Here is a 16,169-nt window from a genome sequence, read left to right as displayed (position 1 = left end):
GAGACAATATGAAACAACTATCTAGTGCACAAGTACGCCAAATGTGGCTTGATTTCTGGGCAACCAAAGGTCACTCAGTAGAACCATCAGTGAGCCTGGTTCCTGTAAATGACCCAACACTTTTGTGGATCAACTCTGGGGTAGCAACCCTTAAGAAATACTTTGACGGAACCATCATTCCTGAAAATCCACGTATTACCAATGCCCAAAAGGCTATCCGTACCAACGACATCGAAAACGTAGGAAAGACTGCACGTCACCATACCATGTTTGAAATGTTGGGGAACTTCTCTATCGGTGATTACTTCCGTGACGAAGCTATCACTTGGGCTTATGAGCTTTTGACAAGCCCTGAGTGGTTTGACTTCCCAGCTGAGAAACTTTACATGACCTACTATCCAGATGATAAAGATTCTTACAACCGTTGGATTGAAGTGGGAGTGGATCCGAGTCACTTGATTCCAATCGAAGATAACTTCTGGGAAATCGGTGCAGGACCTTCTGGACCAGATACAGAAATCTTCTTTGACCGTGGAGAAGCTTTTGACCCAGAAAATATCGGTATTCGCCTGCTTGCAGAAGATATTGAAAACGACCGCTATATCGAAATCTGGAACATCGTTTTGTCACAATTTAACGCAGACCCTGCTGTTCCTCGTAGTGAATACAAGGAATTGCCACACAAGAACATTGATACGGGCGCTGGTTTGGAGCGTTTGGTGGCCGTTATCCAAGGGGCTAAGACAAACTTTGAGACAGACCTCTTTATGCCTATTATTCGTGAAGTGGAGAAATTGTCTGGTAAGGTCTATGACCAAGATGGCGACAACATGAGCTTTAAGGTTATCGCTGACCACATCCGTTCACTTTCATTTGCCATCGGTGATGGTGCTCTTCCAGGAAATGAAGGTCGTGGTTATGTCCTTCGTCGTTTGCTTCGTCGTGCTTCTATGCATGGTCAAAAATTGGGAATCAACGAGCCTTTCCTTTACAAACTGGTTCCAACTGTTGGAAAAATCATGGAAAGCTACTACCCAGAAGTGCTTGAAAAACGTGACTTTATTGAGAAAATCGTTAAGAGCGAGGAAGAGTCATTTGCCCGTACCCTTCACTCAGGTCAACACTTTGCCCAAGGCATCGTAGCAGACTTGAAAGAAAAAGGTCAATCTGTCATCGCTGGTTCAGATGTCTTCAAACTTTATGACACTTATGGATTTCCAGTTGAACTGACTGAAGAAATCGCTGAAGAAGCTGGTATGACTGTGGACCGTGAAGGATTTGAAGCGGCCATGAAAGAACAGCAAGAACGTGCGCGTGCGTCAGCTGTTAAGGGTGGCTCAATGGGCATGCAAAATGAAACCCTTCAAAACATCACTGTAGAAAGTGTCTTCAACTACAATGCTAGCCAATTGTCTTCTAAATTGGTGGCCATCGTGGCTGACAATGCAGAAGTAGAAGCTGTGTCAGAAGGAACTGCCTCACTTATCTTTGCAGAAACACCATTCTACGCTGAAATGGGCGGACAGGTAGCTGACCATGGACAAATCTTGAATGAGTCAGGTAAGGTTGTAGCTACTGTGACCAATGTTCAAAAAGCACCAAACGGACAAGCCCTTCACACTGTTGAAGTCCATGCACCACTTGCTTTGAACCAAGAATATACCTTGGCAATTGATAGTAATCGTCGTCACCGTGTCATGAAAAACCACACTGCGACTCACTTGCTTCACGCTGCCCTTCACAATATCCTTGGAAATCACGCAACACAAGCAGGATCTCTTAACGAAGTTGAATTCCTTCGCTTTGACTTTACCCACTTCCAAGCAGTGACTGCTGAAGAATTGCGTGCTATTGAACAGCAAGTTAACGAGAAAATTTGGGAAGCTCTTGAAGTGAAGACAGTTGAAACGGATATTGACACTGCCAAAGAAATGGGAGCTATGGCCCTCTTTGGTGAGAAATACGGTAAAGAAGTCCGTGTTGTTACTATCGGTGACTACTCTATCGAGCTTTGTGGTGGTACTCACGTTGTCAACACTTCTGAAATTGGTCTTTTCAAGATTGTCAAAGAAGAAGGGATCGGTTCAGGAACTCGCCGTATCTTGGCAGTGACTGGTAAGGAAGCCTTTGAAGCTTACCGTGAACAAGAAGATGCTCTTAAAGCTGTCGCAGCAACCTTGAAAGCACCTCAACTTAAAGAAGTACCTCACAAGGTAGAAGGACTTCAAGAACAACTTCGTCAATTGCAAAAAGAAAATGCTGAGTTGAAAGAAAAAGCCGCAGCGGCTGCTGCAGGCGATATCTTCAAGGATGTGAAGGAAGTCAATGGTCACCGTTACATTGCTAGCCAAGTATCTGTATCAGATGCCGGTGCCCTTCGTACCTTTGCAGATAATTGGAAACAAAAAGACTACTCTGATCTTCTTGTCCTAGTTGCTGCTATCGGTGACAAAGTCAATGTTCTTGTAGCAAGCAAGACAAAAGACCTTCATGCAGGAAACCTTGTCAAAGAATTGGCACCAATCGTCGATGGACGTGGTGGTGGTAAACCAGACATGGCCATGGCAGGAGGAAGCAACCAAGCTAAGATCCAAGAATTGTTGGATGCCGTAGCAGGTAAATTGTAATCAAGTAAAGATCTATCCATTTGGGTAGGTCTTTTTTGACTACAAAAAAGCCAAATCCCCTTGGACCTGGCTTGGTTATTATTTGCTATTATACTCAATGAAAATCAAAGAGCAAACTAGGAAACTAGCCGCAGGCTGTACTTGAGTACGGCAAGGCGACGTTGACGCGGTTTGAAGAGATTTTCGAAGAGTATTAGATTGTATTGGCTGCCCAGACACTTACTGAAGCAGCTGAGACTGGGAATTGTCCATAACCTTCCTCATCGATTGTAACTTGACCTTGGTGGTTTCTAAGTAAATCTACAAAGGTTTGGTTAGCCCATTCTTGGCCGACAAACATTGACTTGCTGTTTTCTTGGTTATTTGAGATAAGGACTGCGATTGGGGTTTGATTTTCAGCACCTGAACGTACCCAACCGATACAGTTTGCGTCATCAAAGTAGTCTGTTTGCTCTCCATAGGCCAAATCTTTTCGGATGGTTAGGAGGCGGTCAAGGACTTCTTTGAAATCTTGTTGAGCATACTGCCCTGAAATCCCATAGTAATCTCCGTAAAAGACACATGGAAGGCCGTCTTGGCGTAACAGAATGAGGGCGTAGGCTGCTGGTTTGAACCATTCTTCAACGGTAGACTCAAGAGCCTGACCTCGTTGTGTATCGTGGTTGTCGACAAATGTCACAGCCTTGTCAGGTTTGAGTTCAACCAGGCTATCTTTGAAAATGCCACGAAGGTCATAGTTGGAACCTGCTCGACTAGTATCAAAGAGATTCTGGTGGAGACGAACATCGACAAGGTCAAAGCGTTCTTCTGTTTTTTCAAGATAATCTAGATTGGCTTCCTTGTCTGGGTTCCAAAATTCACCAAAAACGTAGAAATCGTCACCGTATTTTTCCTTCATATCGCGGATGAAATTGCGCATAAAGAAAGAGTCAATGTGTTTGACGGCATCCAAGCGGAAACCAGCAATACCAGTTGTTTCCATGAACCAGTCAGCCCAATCATAGATATTTTGGATGACTTCAGGATGCTTAAAGTCTAGGTCGGCATACATGAGGTAGTCATAGTTACCGTTTTCATTATCGACCAACTCCTCATTTGCCCAACCCTTGTTATCTCCTTGGATCAGGTAAATCCCAGATTTACGACGTTTGGCATCGTAGTCTGTACCTGTGAAGTGGTACCAGTGCCAGTGGAAGTCATTGTAGGTATCTTGGCGACCATCGAAGGTAAAGCTAGTCCATCCATTGATGGTGAAGGGTTCTCCAAGCTCCACTGTACGATCTACAGGGTCCACTTCGATAACCTGAAAGGCTTCCATGTGATCGGCCGCAGCCTTGTGGTTGAGAACTACATCGGCCATAGGTTGAATTCCCTGAGCTTTTAGGGCTTGAATGGCTTGAAGATAATCTTCTTTAAAACCATACTTGGTGCGGACAGTCCCTTTTTGGTTAAACTCTCCAAGGTCAAATAAGTCATAGACCCCATAGCCTACGTCTTTTTCATTGGTGGCCTTGAAGGCTGGTGGCATCCAGACGTGGCTAATTCCCAGATCAGCTAGGTGTGGAGCATCTTCAGCCAGACGCGCCCAGTGTTGGCCGTCGTGGGGTAGATACCATTCAAAGTATTGAATGAGTGTTTGATTTTGCATTGTTTTTCCTCTTACTTGTCAATCTTGTTCTTTATTCTATCATAAAGTATTGGTTAGCGCCAACGTTTGCATAAGATAGAAGGAAACTATTTTAACTACTTAAAATAAAGTATTGATTTTTTTGTATCAAAGTGCTAGTATAATAGTATGTAATATAGATAAAGATAGGAGTCATCCCATGATTGAATTTCAAAATGTTAGTAAGTTGTATGGTGATAAAGAGGCTTTGAGCAATCTCAATTTGCAGATTGAAAATGGGGAGATTATGGGCTTGATTGGCCATAATGGGGCTGGGAAATCGACCACTATAAAATCCCTAGTCAGTATCATTTCACCCAGCAGTGGTCGTATTTTGGTAGATGGTCAGGATTTATCGGAAAATCGCTTGGCTATTAAACGAAAGATTGGCTACGTAGCAGACTCGCCTGACTTATTTTTACGCTTAACGGCCAATGAATTTTGGGAATTGGTTGCTTCATCCTATGATCTGACTAGCTCTGACTTGGAGGCTAGTCTAGCTAGGCTATTGAGTGTTTTTGATTTTGCTGAAAACCGCTATCAGGTTATTGAAACCCTTTCTCACGGAATGCGTCAGAAAGTCTTTGTCATCGGAGCACTCTTGTCTGATCCCGATATTTGGGTTTTGGACGAACCCTTGACTGGTTTGGATCCCCAGGCTGCCTTTGATTTGAAGCAAATGATGAAGGAACATGCGCAAAAAGGCAAGACAGTCTTGTTTTCAACTCATGTCCTAGAGGTGGCAGAGCAAGTCTGTGATCGGATTGCCATTTTAAAAAAGGGGCATTTGATTTATTGTGGTAAGGTAGAGGACTTGAGAAAAGACCACCCAGACCAGTCTTTAGAAAGTATCTACCTTAGCCTTGCTGGTAGAAAAGAGGAGGTTTCAGATGCGTCTCAAGGTCATTAAAAAATTAGTTGATATCAATATCCTCTATTCATCTCAAGAAGCTAATCTGGCTAATCTACGAAAGAAGCAGGCTAAGAATCCTGGGAAAAAAGTAAATGTTTCTGCTAGAGTCCTAAGTTCTTACATTTTTTCCAGTCTCTTGATGCTCATCATGTTTATAAATATAGCCATTCATTTTCCTTTTGATGAAATATCTGTTTATTTTAGTTTTATGGTTGCTATTTTACTAGTGATTGCCTTTTCAACTTCTTTAACTGCCTTTTACAATGTCTTTTATGAGAGTAAGGACTTGGTATCGTATAGGCCTTATGCCTTTAAAGAATCAGAGATTATAATTGCTAAAGGACTTTCTGTCCTCTTGCCAGCTCTGCCTGGAATTGTACCAATCCTAGCTTATTTTCTAGTCCTCTACATTAGGCTAGCACCTTCTCTTTGGCTTGGCTTACCTTTGATGCTACTGTCCTTGGCTCTATTATTTGTCTCTGTGGCTCTAGTGATGGTAGTGGCAGTGCATTTCTTGGCTCAAACTGCGCTTTTTAGAAAGTATCAGTTTATTTTTTCGAATGTGATGATTGGGATAGGGGTTCTCATACCTTTAATATTTGTCTTCTTTCTACAGTCGACTTCTGGAAGTATTGTTGACAAAGTTCGAGACATTCCATTTCTCCTTTATCCTCTTCATATCTTTTACAAAATAGCAGTGGAGCCTTGTTCGACAGAAGCCTTAGTGGGTCTGCTCGCTTGGATAGGACTAACTCTCTTCCTGCTTTATCTGACCAAAAAGAAGGTCCTTCCTCGTTTTTATGACGTGATCCTGCTTAATAGTGAGGAGAAGGTCAAAAAAGAACGTCGCAGCAAGGAGAGAATTTCAACTACTAAAAAGGGATTTTTCCGCATGGTTTTACGCTACCACCTCACCCTCTTGGGACAGGGGACTGGCGTGGTTACAGTGCTTTTTACAAGTGCTTTCCTTCCTTATCTCATGATGATCGGTCTGATTTCCAAAATCCGAGATTCTCAGATAGTTCCAGACATTCATCCTCCATACTGGTTACCCTTGTTTTTTATAGCTCTCTTTATAGCAGTTGTCAATAACAATATCACCAGCCTGCATTCAATTGCCTTGTCCTTGGAGAGGGAAAATGTTGATTTTCTGAAGAGTTTACCCTTTGACTTTGCTCGTTATGTGAAAGTGAAATTTTGGATTATATTTGCTGTCCAGTCCTTCTTACCAGTTCTGACTTTACTTGGCCTTTCTCTATATCTAGGCTTGCCCATCCTTTCGATGATTTACCTTCTTGTGGCATGGATCCTTGCCAGTGTCATCCTTTCTTGCCACCATTACCTTAAGGACGTGAAAAATTTGTCAACCAATTGGAGTAACATTACGGACTTGGTGAACCGTTCAAATCGTATAGTCGCAATTGTTTTTATTTTTATTTATAGTGCAATCTTAATGGCCCTTGTAATAGGGAGCATATTCTTGGTTCGGTCTCTCTCCCCTATCCTTGCCATTAGCTTGGGAGTAGGAGCTCTTATCCTCTTGCTTGCTCTTGCTATTTTTGGCTATCATTACTACCTGTCACGCATATTGGTAGAAATAGAAAAAAGATGAGATAGTTGGTCGCTTGCTTGATAAATTCAATTCGACAAACGTTTTTGTAGTTTGTTAGAATGTAGTTATAAATGATTAAGATTGGTAATCAAAAATATATAGGGAGGAATGTTTTGAATAAGAAATATAACATAGTTCTATTTTTGTTGTTTATAGTTTATTTATTTGGATATTTTTCAATTTCAAAAACATTCATTCCTATAATGTGTGTGATTCAAGTATTTTTAATAGAACATATATTTAGAGTTCGAAATAGAATGATGCAGATAGGTGAAATTATAATTATTGTTGCTTCTATAATATTATTTATTGATAGTATATTGAGTTTGTAACAAAAGGCTTCTCTATAGAATCAAATTTTCCAGATACCTACTGAAGCTGATTTATCTCCTCTCTACCTACAATCTCACAGTTAATACTCTTCGAAAATCTCTTCAAACCACGTCAGCTTTGCCTTGCCGTATATATGTGACTAACTTCGTCAGTCTTATCTACAACCTCAAAACAGTGTTTTGAGCAGCCTGCGGATAGCTTCCTAGTTTGCTCTTTGATTTTCATTGAGTATAACCTGCGGCTAGCTTCCTAGTTTGTTCTTTGATTTTCGTTGAATTTTATTTGATAAAAGAAATGCTCCTCCAAGACGGAAGAGCATCTTTTATTGTGATTTTGATTCGGTTTCTGCCGACTCTGGGTGGAGTTCTTGGTAACTTGGAGCTTTGAAAAGGTTAGTACTGGTTTTGCCTTGTCGTTGGCTAAAGAGACTGGTTGATTGACTACCTTTTTCCTGCTCAATCTTTTGCAGAATTGGTAAAGAATTGAGATAAGAAATACTTTCTGTATCAACTTTTCCAAGATGATCTGCTTGGTAGAAACGTATCAAATCGCCAGTTTGAATCTGGTCGCTTATTTTCAGCTGTTGACTAGCTGCTTGACGAACAATTTCTAGTTCAGTCTGAGCTTGTTCATCAAGATTACTGATTTCAAGACCGCTCTCAGTATAGTAGGTTCGTCCGTCGTAGTTGGTATATTTTGGTGTGACGAAGGAATTGGCAGTTCGAAAGGCAACGATTTCTTGGTGGTCTGGTGATAGGAGGTCTTGGCCGACTTGAAGGAAGGAATTGGACTCAATACCAAGGAGGTGTTCGAGAGTTGGTAAGATATCGATTTGTCCACCGTAGGTATTGATGATTTGTCCTTTTTCATAGCCAGGCATGACCACCATAAAAGGCACTCGTTGCAACATGGCATTGTCGTAATTCGACCAGTTCTCAGAAGTCTTGCCAATCAAGGGTGCCAGCTCAGGATTGCGGGAGTTGGAAATACCATAATGGTCTCCGTAGATGACGATGATGGATTTTTCATAGAGGCCACTTTCTTTGAGATAGTCAAAGAAGGCCTTGATAGCACTGTCCAGATAGTTAGCTGTTTGGAAGTAGCCATTGATGGTTTCATCTTTGGTTTTGGCCAAGGGGAAACCAAGCTCATCGCCTGTTAGATTGCTAGCATAGGGATAGTGATTGGACACCGTGATATACTTGGCATAAAAAGGCTGCTGCAAGTGCTCCAGATATTGGATAGAATCTTTCATCATGATTTTATCATTTAAACCATATTGGAAAGAATTGCTACTGTCTTGCTTGGTGAAGTAGGAAGCATCAAAGAAGTATTGGTAGCCCCATTGTTTATAGGTCGTATTTCGATTCCAGAAGGTCCCGATATTACCGTGAAAGACAGCACTTGATTGGTAGCCGTTTTTTGATAGGATAAAAGGAGCTGCCTGCTGGGTATTGGTACCACCGTAATTGACCATAAAGGAACCTTGGTTAAGTCCAAACAAACCGGTCTCTAGCATGGTTTCTGCATCTGAGGTCTTACCAGCCTTGACTTGGTTAAAGATATTCGAAAAGGCTAGGGTTGATGGCGAATGGTAGAGTGAATTAAGGAAGGGAGTGACTTCATGATCAGTTCCATCTATGTTAAGTCTATAGTCAAGCAGGAACTGTTGGAAACTCTCCAAGTGGAGATAAATCACATTTTTCCCTTTGGCCAGGCCAAAATAGTCTGGATTGGGCTTAGCAGAATGTTCTTGAATATAATCTGTAATAGGTTGCAGGTCGGTCTCAGAGGCCTTGGCACGTTCCTTGTTGGCGCTATAGGATTGATTGGCACTATAACCTAGAAAAGCTGGTAAACTGAGGGCGCGGACAACATAATAATTCGAAAATCCTCGCGACAGGAGATCGGGACGCTCAATTTCAGCCAAGAAAAGATTAGCAGAAAAGAGCAGGGCTGAGAGAGCAGTGATAGCAACACTGGAGCGGAATTTGAAGGGTCTCCTATCTAGCTGGATGAATTTTTTATAGAAAAGGAAAGCCAGCAATGGGAAATCCATAAAATAGATGAAATCCCAAGGACGCAGTAACTCTAGTTCTGCAGTGCCGACAGACACCTTGCTGACCACCTTCATGGTATTAGCCGTGATAAAGTCGCTAAATTCTCGATAGTAAAAGACGTTAGAATAAAGCCAAATGAATAAAAGACTATAAATAGCTATGCTAAGACTGTAAAAGGCCTTGGTTGAGCGAGCATAGAGGGCTGAAGCTATCAGGAGTAGCCCCAAAGGAAGGGGATTGAAAAAGGCGATAAAGGCAAGGTAATTTCCCTGTAACTTGCCTACTTGAATATCTAAATTAAAGTCAACGGTATAGGCTAATAAGGTTTTGAACCAATATAGGATTAAAAGAGTTAGGACAAAACCCAGTCTGGTACCCATGGCTTGTTGGATTTTGTTAAAATTGCTTTTCACACATTTACTTCCTAATTTTTTATTAGTATTAGTATACCATTTTTTAAAAGAAGAGTAAAAAAGCAAGGGTAGTTTCTTTTTTGAGAATTGGCTAAAAGTTTGATATAATGGTAGTTATGAATAGAATAAGAGTTAGCAAAAGGGTTGAAAAGAAGCTCGCTAAGGGGCTAGTTTTACTAGAAGCCAGTGATCTTGAGAATGTTCATCTCAAGGATCGGGAAGTAGAAGTGCAGAGTCAGGAAGGAACCTTTCTTGGGACTGCCTACCTTTCTCAGCAAAACAAGGGCTTGGGCTGGTTTGTGAGCACAGACAAGGTGACCTTCAATCAAGCTTTCTTTGAAACGCTGTTTAGACAAGCTAAAGAAAAGAGAAGAACCTACTATCAAGATGATTTGACAACTGCCTTTCGTCTCTTCAACCAAGAGGGAGATGGCTTTGGGGGTCTGACAGTGGATCTTTATGGCGACTATGCTGTCTTTTCTTGGTATAACTCTTATGTTTATCAGATTCGCAAGGTTATCTCAGAAGCTTTTAGACAGGTTTTTCCTGAGGTTTTAGGAGTATATGAGAAGATCCGTTTTAAGGCTTTGGACTATGAATCTGCCCATATTTATGGTCAAGAAGCACCTGACTTTTTCACTGTTTTGGAAAATGGTGTCCTCTATCAAGTCTTTATGAATGATGGCTTGATGACAGGGATTTTCCTAGACCAGCATGAAGTTCGAGGCAGCTTAGTTGACGGTTTGGCTATGGGTAAATCCTTGCTCAATATGTTTTCCTACACAGCAGCATTTTCAGTAGCTGCAGCCATGGGAGGAGCTAGCCAGACAACTTCTGTTGACCTAGCCAAACGTTCACGAGAATTGTCGGAAGCGCATTTTCAGGCAAATGGGCTCAGCACAGATGAGCATCGTTTTGTGGTCATGGATGTCTTTGAGTATTTCAAATATGCTAAGCGAAAAAGCTTGACTTACGATGTGATTGTCCTAGATCCGCCTAGCTTTGCTCGGAACAAAAAACAAACGTTCTCTGTGGCCAAGGATTATCACAAGTTGATTTCCCAGAGTCTTGAGATTTTAAATCCGGGAGGAATTATCATTGCCAGTACCAATGCTGCCAATGTTTCCCGTCAGAAATTTACAGAACAAATTGATAAAGGCTTTGCAGGAAGAAGTTACCAGATTTTAAATAAATACGGTCTTCCAGCAGATTTCGCCTATAATAAAAAAGATGAAAGTAGTAATTACGTCAAGGTGATTAGTATGAAGGTTAGTAAATGAAATTAATCGTTTCAGTAATGCCAAGAAGTTTAGAGGAGGCCCAGTCTCTGGATGCCACGAGGTACCTGGATGCCGACATCATTGAATGGCGTGCCGACTATCTGCCTAAAGAAGCGATTTTGCAGGTGGCTCCAGCTATTTTTGAAAAATTTGCAGGCCGTGAGTTAGTTTTCACCCTGCGAACTCGCTCTGAAGGGGGAGAAATCGAACTTTCTCCAGAAGAATATATCCATCTAATCAAGGAAGTGGCGCAACTCTATCAACCAGACTATATTGATTTTGAGTACTATAGCTACAAGGATGTTTTTGAAGAAATGCTGGACTTCCCAAATCTTATTTTGAGTTACCACAATTTCCAAGAAACACCTGAAAACATGATGGAAATCTTGTCAGAGTTGACGAGCTTAAATCCAAAACTTGTTAAGGTTGCGGTGATGGCTCACACGGAGCAGGATGTGCTAGACTTGATGAACTATACACTAGGCTTTAAAACCCTCAATCCTGAACAGGAATATGTGACCATTTCTATGGGCAAGGTGGGCAAGGTCTCTCGTATCACTGCGGATGTGACTGGTTCGAGTTGGTCCTTTGCTAGTCTAGATGAGGCCAGTGCCCCAGGTCAGATTTCTCTAGCTAATATGAAAAAAATTCGGGAGATTTTAGATGAAGCTTGATGGCTATACACGTTTAGCTGCCGTTGTTGCCAATCCTATTAAGCATTCTATTTCCCCTTTTATTCACAATAGGGCCTTTGAGGCGACAGCTACCAACGGTGCTTATGTAGCTTGGGAGATTGAAGCGGCTGACTTGGCAGAAACAGTAGCCAATATTCGTCGCTACCAGATGTTTGGAATCAACCTGTCCATGCCTTATAAGGAGCAGGTGATTCCTTATTTGGATGAATTGAGCGATGAAGCGCGCTTGATTGGTGCGGTTAATACGGTTGTCAATGAGAATGGCAATTTAATTGGATATAATACAGATGGCAAGGGATTTTTTAAGAGCTTGCCTTCTTTTACAATTTCAGGTAAGAAGATGACCCTGCTGGGTGCAGGTGGTGCGGCTAAGTCCATTTTGGCTCAAGCTATTTTGGACGGCGTCAGTCAGATTTCAGTCTTTGTTCGTTCCGTTTCTATGGAAAAAACAAGACCTTACCTGACCAAGTTACAGGAGCAGACAGGCTTTAAAGTGGACTTGTATGCTTTAGAAGATGTTTCGGAACTGCAAGCAAGGATTGCCGAGTCGGATTTACTTGTCAATGCGACCAGTGTGGGTATGGATGGCCAATTATCCCCAGTTCCTGAAAACGTAGTCTTACCGGAAACTCTTTTGGTGGCAGATATCATTTACCAACCCTTTGAAACGCCATTTTTAAAATGGGCCAGAAGTCAGGGTAATTCAGCCGTCAATGGTCTGGGAATGTTGCTCTATCAAGCTGCAGAAGCTTTTCAACTGTGGACAGGCAAGGAAATGCCGACAGAAGAAATTTGGCAGTCCTTAACAGAAAAATACCAATAAAGAAAGGGAGATTCTCCTATGAAAATCAGAATCGATATTCCTCATCATCCTTATGATATTCAGATTGAAAAAGGTTGTCTGGCTCAGGCTGGTCAATGGTTGCGAGAACTCTGGCAACCACAAAAGGTAGTCATTGTGACAGACAACCATGTAGCTTCTCTTTATGCAGAGAAGGTCAAGCTCAGCCTAGAAGATGCTGGTTTTCAGGTAGCAGTTTTTGACTTTTTAGAAGGGGAAGAAAGAAAGAATTTAACCACTGTTCAGAAAGTCTATGAATTTCTAGTTAAGCAGGGGCTGACTCGTAGTGATGGAATCGTGGCTCTTGGTGGTGGCGTTGTTGGGGACCTGGCTGGCTTTGTAGCCTCTACCTATATGCGGGGTATTCACTTTGTTCAGATTCCGACCAGCTTGACAGCTCAGGTGGATTCGTCTATCGGTGGAAAGACGGGTGTCAACACTCCATTTGCTAAAAATATGGTGGGGACCTTTGCCCAACCAGATGGGGTTCTGATTGATCCGCTTGTCCTTGAAACACTTGGAAAGAGAGAATTGATTGAAGGAATGGGTGAGGTTATCAAGTACGGCTTGATTGAGGATCCAGCACTTTGGGCTCTCTTGACGGAGCTAGATGGTTCTGTAGAGAGTATTCTGGAACATGCAGAGACTTTGATTGAACATTCTTGTCAGGTCAAGCGCAAGATGGTAGTTGAGGATGAGTTGGATAACGGTGTTCGACTTTACCTCAATTTTGGCCATACAATTGGCCATGCCATTGAAGCGACTGCTGGATATGGCAAGGTCATGCATGGAGAGGCTGTTGCCATGGGAATGGTGCAGATTTCCAAAGTTGCTGAGGAAAAAGGTCTCATGCCAGCTGGCATTACCCAGTCCATCACAGAAATGTGTCAGAAATTTGGACTACCTGTTGACTATGAAAACTGGAATGTTGACAAGCTTTATCAAGCTCTTACTCATGATAAAAAAGCGCGTGGCAATACCTTGAAATTGGTCTTGGTGCCAGAGTTAGGTTCGGCAACCATCCACCCAGTTTCTCTGGAAGAGATGAAAGACTACTTGGTAAAATAAGGAGAGTGTATGAGATATTTAACAGCAGGAGAATCACACGGCCCCCGTCTGACAGCTATCATTGAAGGAATTCCAGCTGGACTTCCTTTGACAGCAGAGGATATCAATGGAGACCTTAAACGCCGTCAGGGTGGCTACGGTCGTGGCGGTCGTATGAAAATTGAGAGCGACCAAGTTGTCTTTACTTCGGGTGTTCGTCATGGGAAGACGACAGGGGCTCCCATTACCATGGATGTCATCAATAAGGACCACCAGAAATGGCTGGACATCATGTCTGCGGAGGACATTGAAGAGAGACTTAAAAGCAAGCGGAAAATCACTCATCCTCGTCCAGGTCACGCCGACTTGGTTGGGGGGATCAAGTACCGTTTTGATGATTTGCGTAATTCCTTGGAGCGCTCATCTGCTCGTGAAACCACCATGCGGGTGGCAGTTGGCGCAGTAGCCAAACGCCTCTTGGCTGAGCTGGATATGGAGATTGCCAACCATGTCGTAGTCTTTGGTGGCAAGGAAATCGATGTTCCTGAGAATCTCACAGTTGCTGAGATTAAGGAAAGAGCTGCCCAGTCTGAAGTTTCTATTGTCAACCAAGAAAGAGAACAGGAAATCAAGGATTATATTGACCAAATCAAACGTGACGGTGATACCATCGGTGGAGTTGTGGAGACAGTCGTTGAAGGTGTTCCAGTTGGTCTTGGTTCCTATGTCCAATGGGACAGAAAATTGGATGCAAGATTGGCCCAGGCTGTTGTCTCTATCAATGCCTTTAAAGGGGTGGAATTTGGTCTTGGCTTTGAAGCTGGTTACCGTAAAGGCAGCCAAGTCATGGATGAAATTCTCTGGTCTAAAGAAGACGGCTATACTCGCCGTACCAACAATCTGGGCGGCTTTGAAGGTGGTATGACAAATGGGCAACCCATCGTTGTTCGAGGCGTGATGAAGCCCATTCCTACTCTCTACAAACCACTCATGAGTGTGGATATCGAAACCCACGAACCTTATAAGGCAACCGTTGAGAGAAGTGATCCGACTGCTCTTCCAGCTGCAGGTGTGGTCATGGAAGCCGTTGTGGCAACGGTTCTGGCACAAGAAATCCTCGAAAAATTCTCATCAGATAATCTTGAGGAGCTAAAAGAAGCGGTAACCAAACACCGAGAGTTTACAAAGAACTATTAAGGAGTTCCTATGGCAAAAACAATCTATATCGCAGGTCTTGGTTTGATTGGTGCCTCTATGGCACTTGGTATCAAACGCGATCATCCAGATTATGAAATTTTAGGTTATAATCGCAGTCAAGCTTCGAGAGATATTGCCTTGAAAGAAGGCATGATTGACCGTGCAACGGATGATTTTGCCAGTTTTGCTCCTTTGGCAGATGTCATTATTCTCAGCTTGCCAATCAAACAAACCATTACTTTTATTAAGGAATTGGCCAATTTGGATTTGAAAGAAGGCGTCATTATTTCAGATGCTGGTTCGACCAAGTCAGCCATTGTGGATGCGGCCGAGCAGTATTTAGCTGGCAAGCCTGTTCGCTTTGTCGGGGCCCATCCTATGGCTGGTAGTCACAAGACAGGGGCTGCCTCTGCAGATGTCAATCTCTTTGAAAATGCCTATTATATCTTTACACCTTCGAGACTGACAAGTCCTGATACACTTGCGGAAATGAAGGATCTTCTTTCAGGTCTTCATGCTCGTTTTATCAAAATTGATGCCAAGGAGCATGATCGGGTCACTTCTCAGATTAGCCATTTTCCTCATATTCTGGCTTCTAGTCTCATGGAACAGACCGCGGTTTATGCTCAAGAACATGAGATGGCAAGGCGCTTTGCGGCAGGTGGTTTTCGAGATATGACTCGGATTGCGGAAAGCGAGCCAGGGATGTGGACTTCTATTCTCTTGTCCAATCGTGAAACAATTTTAGATAGAATTGAGGATTTCAAGGAGCGTTTGAACGAGATTGGACAAGCTATCAGTAAGGGTGATGAAAACCAAATCTGGAACTTTTTCAACCAAGCGCGTGCGCAACGTCAGGCCATGGAAATCCATAAGCGTGGTGGTGTGGATAGCTCTTATGACCTCTATGTTGACGTTCCTGATGAAGAAGACGTCATCCTGCGGATTTTGGAACTGCTACGTGGAACTTCCTTGGTTAACATCCATATCAACGAGGAAAACCGTGAGGATATTCACGGAATCCTACAAATTTCATTTAAAAATGCTCAAGACTTGGAACGAGCTGAGCAGCTAATAACAGAAAAGACCGACTATACAGTCGTCATCAAATAAGGAGAACATCATGCCAAATATTTACGATAGTGCAAACGAACTCAGCCGCGGTCTACGCGAACTACCAGAATACAAGGCTGTTAAAACAGCTAAAGATGCTATTTCAGCAGATTCTGAGGCAAGCAAAATCTTTACAGAATATGTTGCTTTCCAAGAGGAAATTCAAAGACTAGCGCAGACAGGTCAAATGCCAGATGCTTCCTTTCAAGCGAAGATGGAAGGCTTTGGCAAGCAGATTCAAGGGAACAGCCTCTTGTCAGAATTCTTTACCAAGCAACAACAATTGGCAATTTACCTTTCTGACATTGAAAAAATTGTTTTCGAACCAGTTTCAGAATTGCTAAAATAAGAAAATAACTATCATAAAGTCAG

General features: G+C 42.5%; 13 protein-coding genes. 11 read left to right on the top strand and 2 right to left on the bottom strand.

The features are described 5' to 3' along the window. Positions 1–8 precede the first annotated feature (8 nt). A complete protein-coding gene (gene alaS / locus SMIDD28_RS05795; RefSeq protein WP_061425229.1) occupies positions 9–2,627 on the top strand; it encodes an alanine--tRNA ligase in 2,619 nt (872 codons plus the stop codon). Between the two features lie 193 nt (positions 2,628–2,820). Here alaS and SMIDD28_RS05790 read toward each other — a convergent pair whose 3' ends face one another. Beyond that, complete coding sequence (locus SMIDD28_RS05790; protein ID WP_061425228.1) at positions 2,821–4,275, bottom strand: alpha-amylase; 1,455 nt, start codon at positions 4,273–4,275, stop codon at positions 2,821–2,823. Positions 4,276–4,453: 178 nt separating this feature from the next. Here SMIDD28_RS05790 and SMIDD28_RS05785 point away from each other — a divergent pair, with 178 nt between their 5' ends. From SMIDD28_RS05785 to SMIDD28_RS12490, 3 genes are all read left to right on the top strand, one after another. Continuing rightward, positions 4,454–5,203, top strand: coding sequence for an ABC transporter ATP-binding protein (locus SMIDD28_RS05785; RefSeq protein WP_061425227.1), 750 nt, complete (start codon positions 4,454–4,456; stop codon positions 5,201–5,203). Continuing rightward, positions 5,184–6,818: a hypothetical protein gene (locus tag SMIDD28_RS05780; protein ID WP_061425226.1), complete on the top strand. Its 1,635-nt coding sequence runs from the start codon at positions 5,184–5,186 to the stop codon at positions 6,816–6,818. The genes SMIDD28_RS05785 and SMIDD28_RS05780 overlap by 20 nt, the downstream gene beginning before the upstream one ends. A gap of 71 nt (positions 6,819–6,889) precedes the next feature. Beyond that, positions 6,890–7,150 (top strand): hypothetical protein, encoded by a 261-nt coding sequence (locus tag SMIDD28_RS12490; RefSeq protein WP_061425225.1) that lies wholly within the window; start codon positions 6,890–6,892, stop codon positions 7,148–7,150. A gap of 323 nt (positions 7,151–7,473) precedes the next feature. Here the strand turns inward: SMIDD28_RS12490 and SMIDD28_RS05770 are convergent, their stop codons facing one another. Continuing rightward, entirely contained in the window at positions 7,474–9,591 is a 2,118-nt protein-coding gene (locus SMIDD28_RS05770; protein ID WP_061425288.1) for an LTA synthase family protein, read from the bottom strand. A gap of 149 nt (positions 9,592–9,740) precedes the next feature. On the opposite strand from SMIDD28_RS05770, the gene SMIDD28_RS05765 reads away from it, so the two are divergent. The 7 genes from SMIDD28_RS05765 to SMIDD28_RS05735 are packed head-to-tail and all read left to right on the top strand — an operon-like array spanning position 9,741 to position 16,146. Further along, positions 9,741–10,904 carry a class I SAM-dependent rRNA methyltransferase gene (locus tag SMIDD28_RS05765; protein ID WP_061425224.1) on the top strand — a complete coding sequence of 388 codons (1,164 nt, stop codon included), beginning with the start codon at positions 9,741–9,743 and terminating at the stop codon, positions 10,902–10,904. Then, the gene (aroD, locus tag SMIDD28_RS05760; RefSeq protein WP_061425223.1) at positions 10,901–11,578 is read left to right on the top strand and encodes a type I 3-dehydroquinate dehydratase; all 678 of its coding nucleotides are present in this window, start codon (positions 10,901–10,903) and stop codon (positions 11,576–11,578) included. Before SMIDD28_RS05765 ends, aroD begins: the two co-directional genes overlap by 4 nt. Then, positions 11,568–12,422 carry a shikimate dehydrogenase gene (locus SMIDD28_RS05755; protein ID WP_061425222.1) on the top strand — a complete coding sequence of 285 codons (855 nt, stop codon included), beginning with the start codon at positions 11,568–11,570 and terminating at the stop codon, positions 12,420–12,422. The genes aroD and SMIDD28_RS05755 overlap by 11 nt, the downstream gene beginning before the upstream one ends. Before the next feature lie 18 nt (positions 12,423–12,440). Further along, positions 12,441–13,508, top strand: coding sequence for a 3-dehydroquinate synthase (gene aroB / locus SMIDD28_RS05750; RefSeq protein ID WP_061425221.1), 1,068 nt, complete (start codon positions 12,441–12,443; stop codon positions 13,506–13,508). Between the two features lie 9 nt (positions 13,509–13,517). Beyond that, the gene (aroC, locus tag SMIDD28_RS05745; protein ID WP_061425220.1) at positions 13,518–14,684 is read left to right on the top strand and encodes a chorismate synthase; all 1,167 of its coding nucleotides are present in this window, start codon (positions 13,518–13,520) and stop codon (positions 14,682–14,684) included. Positions 14,685–14,693: 9 nt separating this feature from the next. Beyond that, positions 14,694–15,797, top strand: coding sequence for a prephenate dehydrogenase (locus SMIDD28_RS05740; protein WP_061425219.1), 1,104 nt, complete (start codon positions 14,694–14,696; stop codon positions 15,795–15,797). 10 nt (positions 15,798–15,807) lie between these two features. Further along, complete coding sequence (locus SMIDD28_RS05735; RefSeq protein ID WP_061425218.1) at positions 15,808–16,146, top strand: YlbF/YmcA family competence regulator; 339 nt, start codon at positions 15,808–15,810, stop codon at positions 16,144–16,146. Positions 16,147–16,169: the final 23 nt, after the last annotated feature.

The organism is Streptococcus mitis (assembly GCF_001579045.1).
Taxonomy (GTDB): domain Bacteria; phylum Bacillota; class Bacilli; order Lactobacillales; family Streptococcaceae; genus Streptococcus; species Streptococcus mitis_D.
The sequence above is the reverse complement of the archived record's forward strand: the minus strand, read 5'-3'. Positions and strand labels throughout refer to the sequence as shown.

Coding starts and splice junctions, on each gene's coding strand:
- aroD (WP_061425223.1), top strand. CDS start 10,901: ATGAAATTAATCGTTTCAGTAATGCCAAGAAGTTTAGAGGAGGCCCAG.
- aroC (WP_061425220.1), top strand. CDS start 13,518: ATGAGATATTTAACAGCAGGAGAATCACACGGCCCCCGTCTGACAGCT.
- SMIDD28_RS05780 (WP_061425226.1), top strand. CDS start 5,184: ATGCGTCTCAAGGTCATTAAAAAATTAGTTGATATCAATATCCTCTAT.
- SMIDD28_RS05765 (WP_061425224.1), top strand. CDS start 9,741: ATGAATAGAATAAGAGTTAGCAAAAGGGTTGAAAAGAAGCTCGCTAAG.
- SMIDD28_RS12490 (WP_061425225.1), top strand. CDS start 6,890: ATGATTAAGATTGGTAATCAAAAATATATAGGGAGGAATGTTTTGAAT.
- alaS (WP_061425229.1), top strand. CDS start 9: ATGAAACAACTATCTAGTGCACAAGTACGCCAAATGTGGCTTGATTTC.
- SMIDD28_RS05735 (WP_061425218.1), top strand. CDS start 15,808: ATGCCAAATATTTACGATAGTGCAAACGAACTCAGCCGCGGTCTACGC.
- SMIDD28_RS05755 (WP_061425222.1), top strand. CDS start 11,568: ATGAAGCTTGATGGCTATACACGTTTAGCTGCCGTTGTTGCCAATCCT.
- SMIDD28_RS05790 (WP_061425228.1), bottom strand. CDS start 4,275: ATGCAAAATCAAACACTCATTCAATACTTTGAATGGTATCTACCCCAC.
- SMIDD28_RS05740 (WP_061425219.1), top strand. CDS start 14,694: ATGGCAAAAACAATCTATATCGCAGGTCTTGGTTTGATTGGTGCCTCT.
- aroB (WP_061425221.1), top strand. CDS start 12,441: ATGAAAATCAGAATCGATATTCCTCATCATCCTTATGATATTCAGATT.
- SMIDD28_RS05770 (WP_061425288.1), bottom strand. CDS start 9,591: ATGGGTACCAGACTGGGTTTTGTCCTAACTCTTTTAATCCTATATTGG.
- SMIDD28_RS05785 (WP_061425227.1), top strand. CDS start 4,454: ATGATTGAATTTCAAAATGTTAGTAAGTTGTATGGTGATAAAGAGGCT.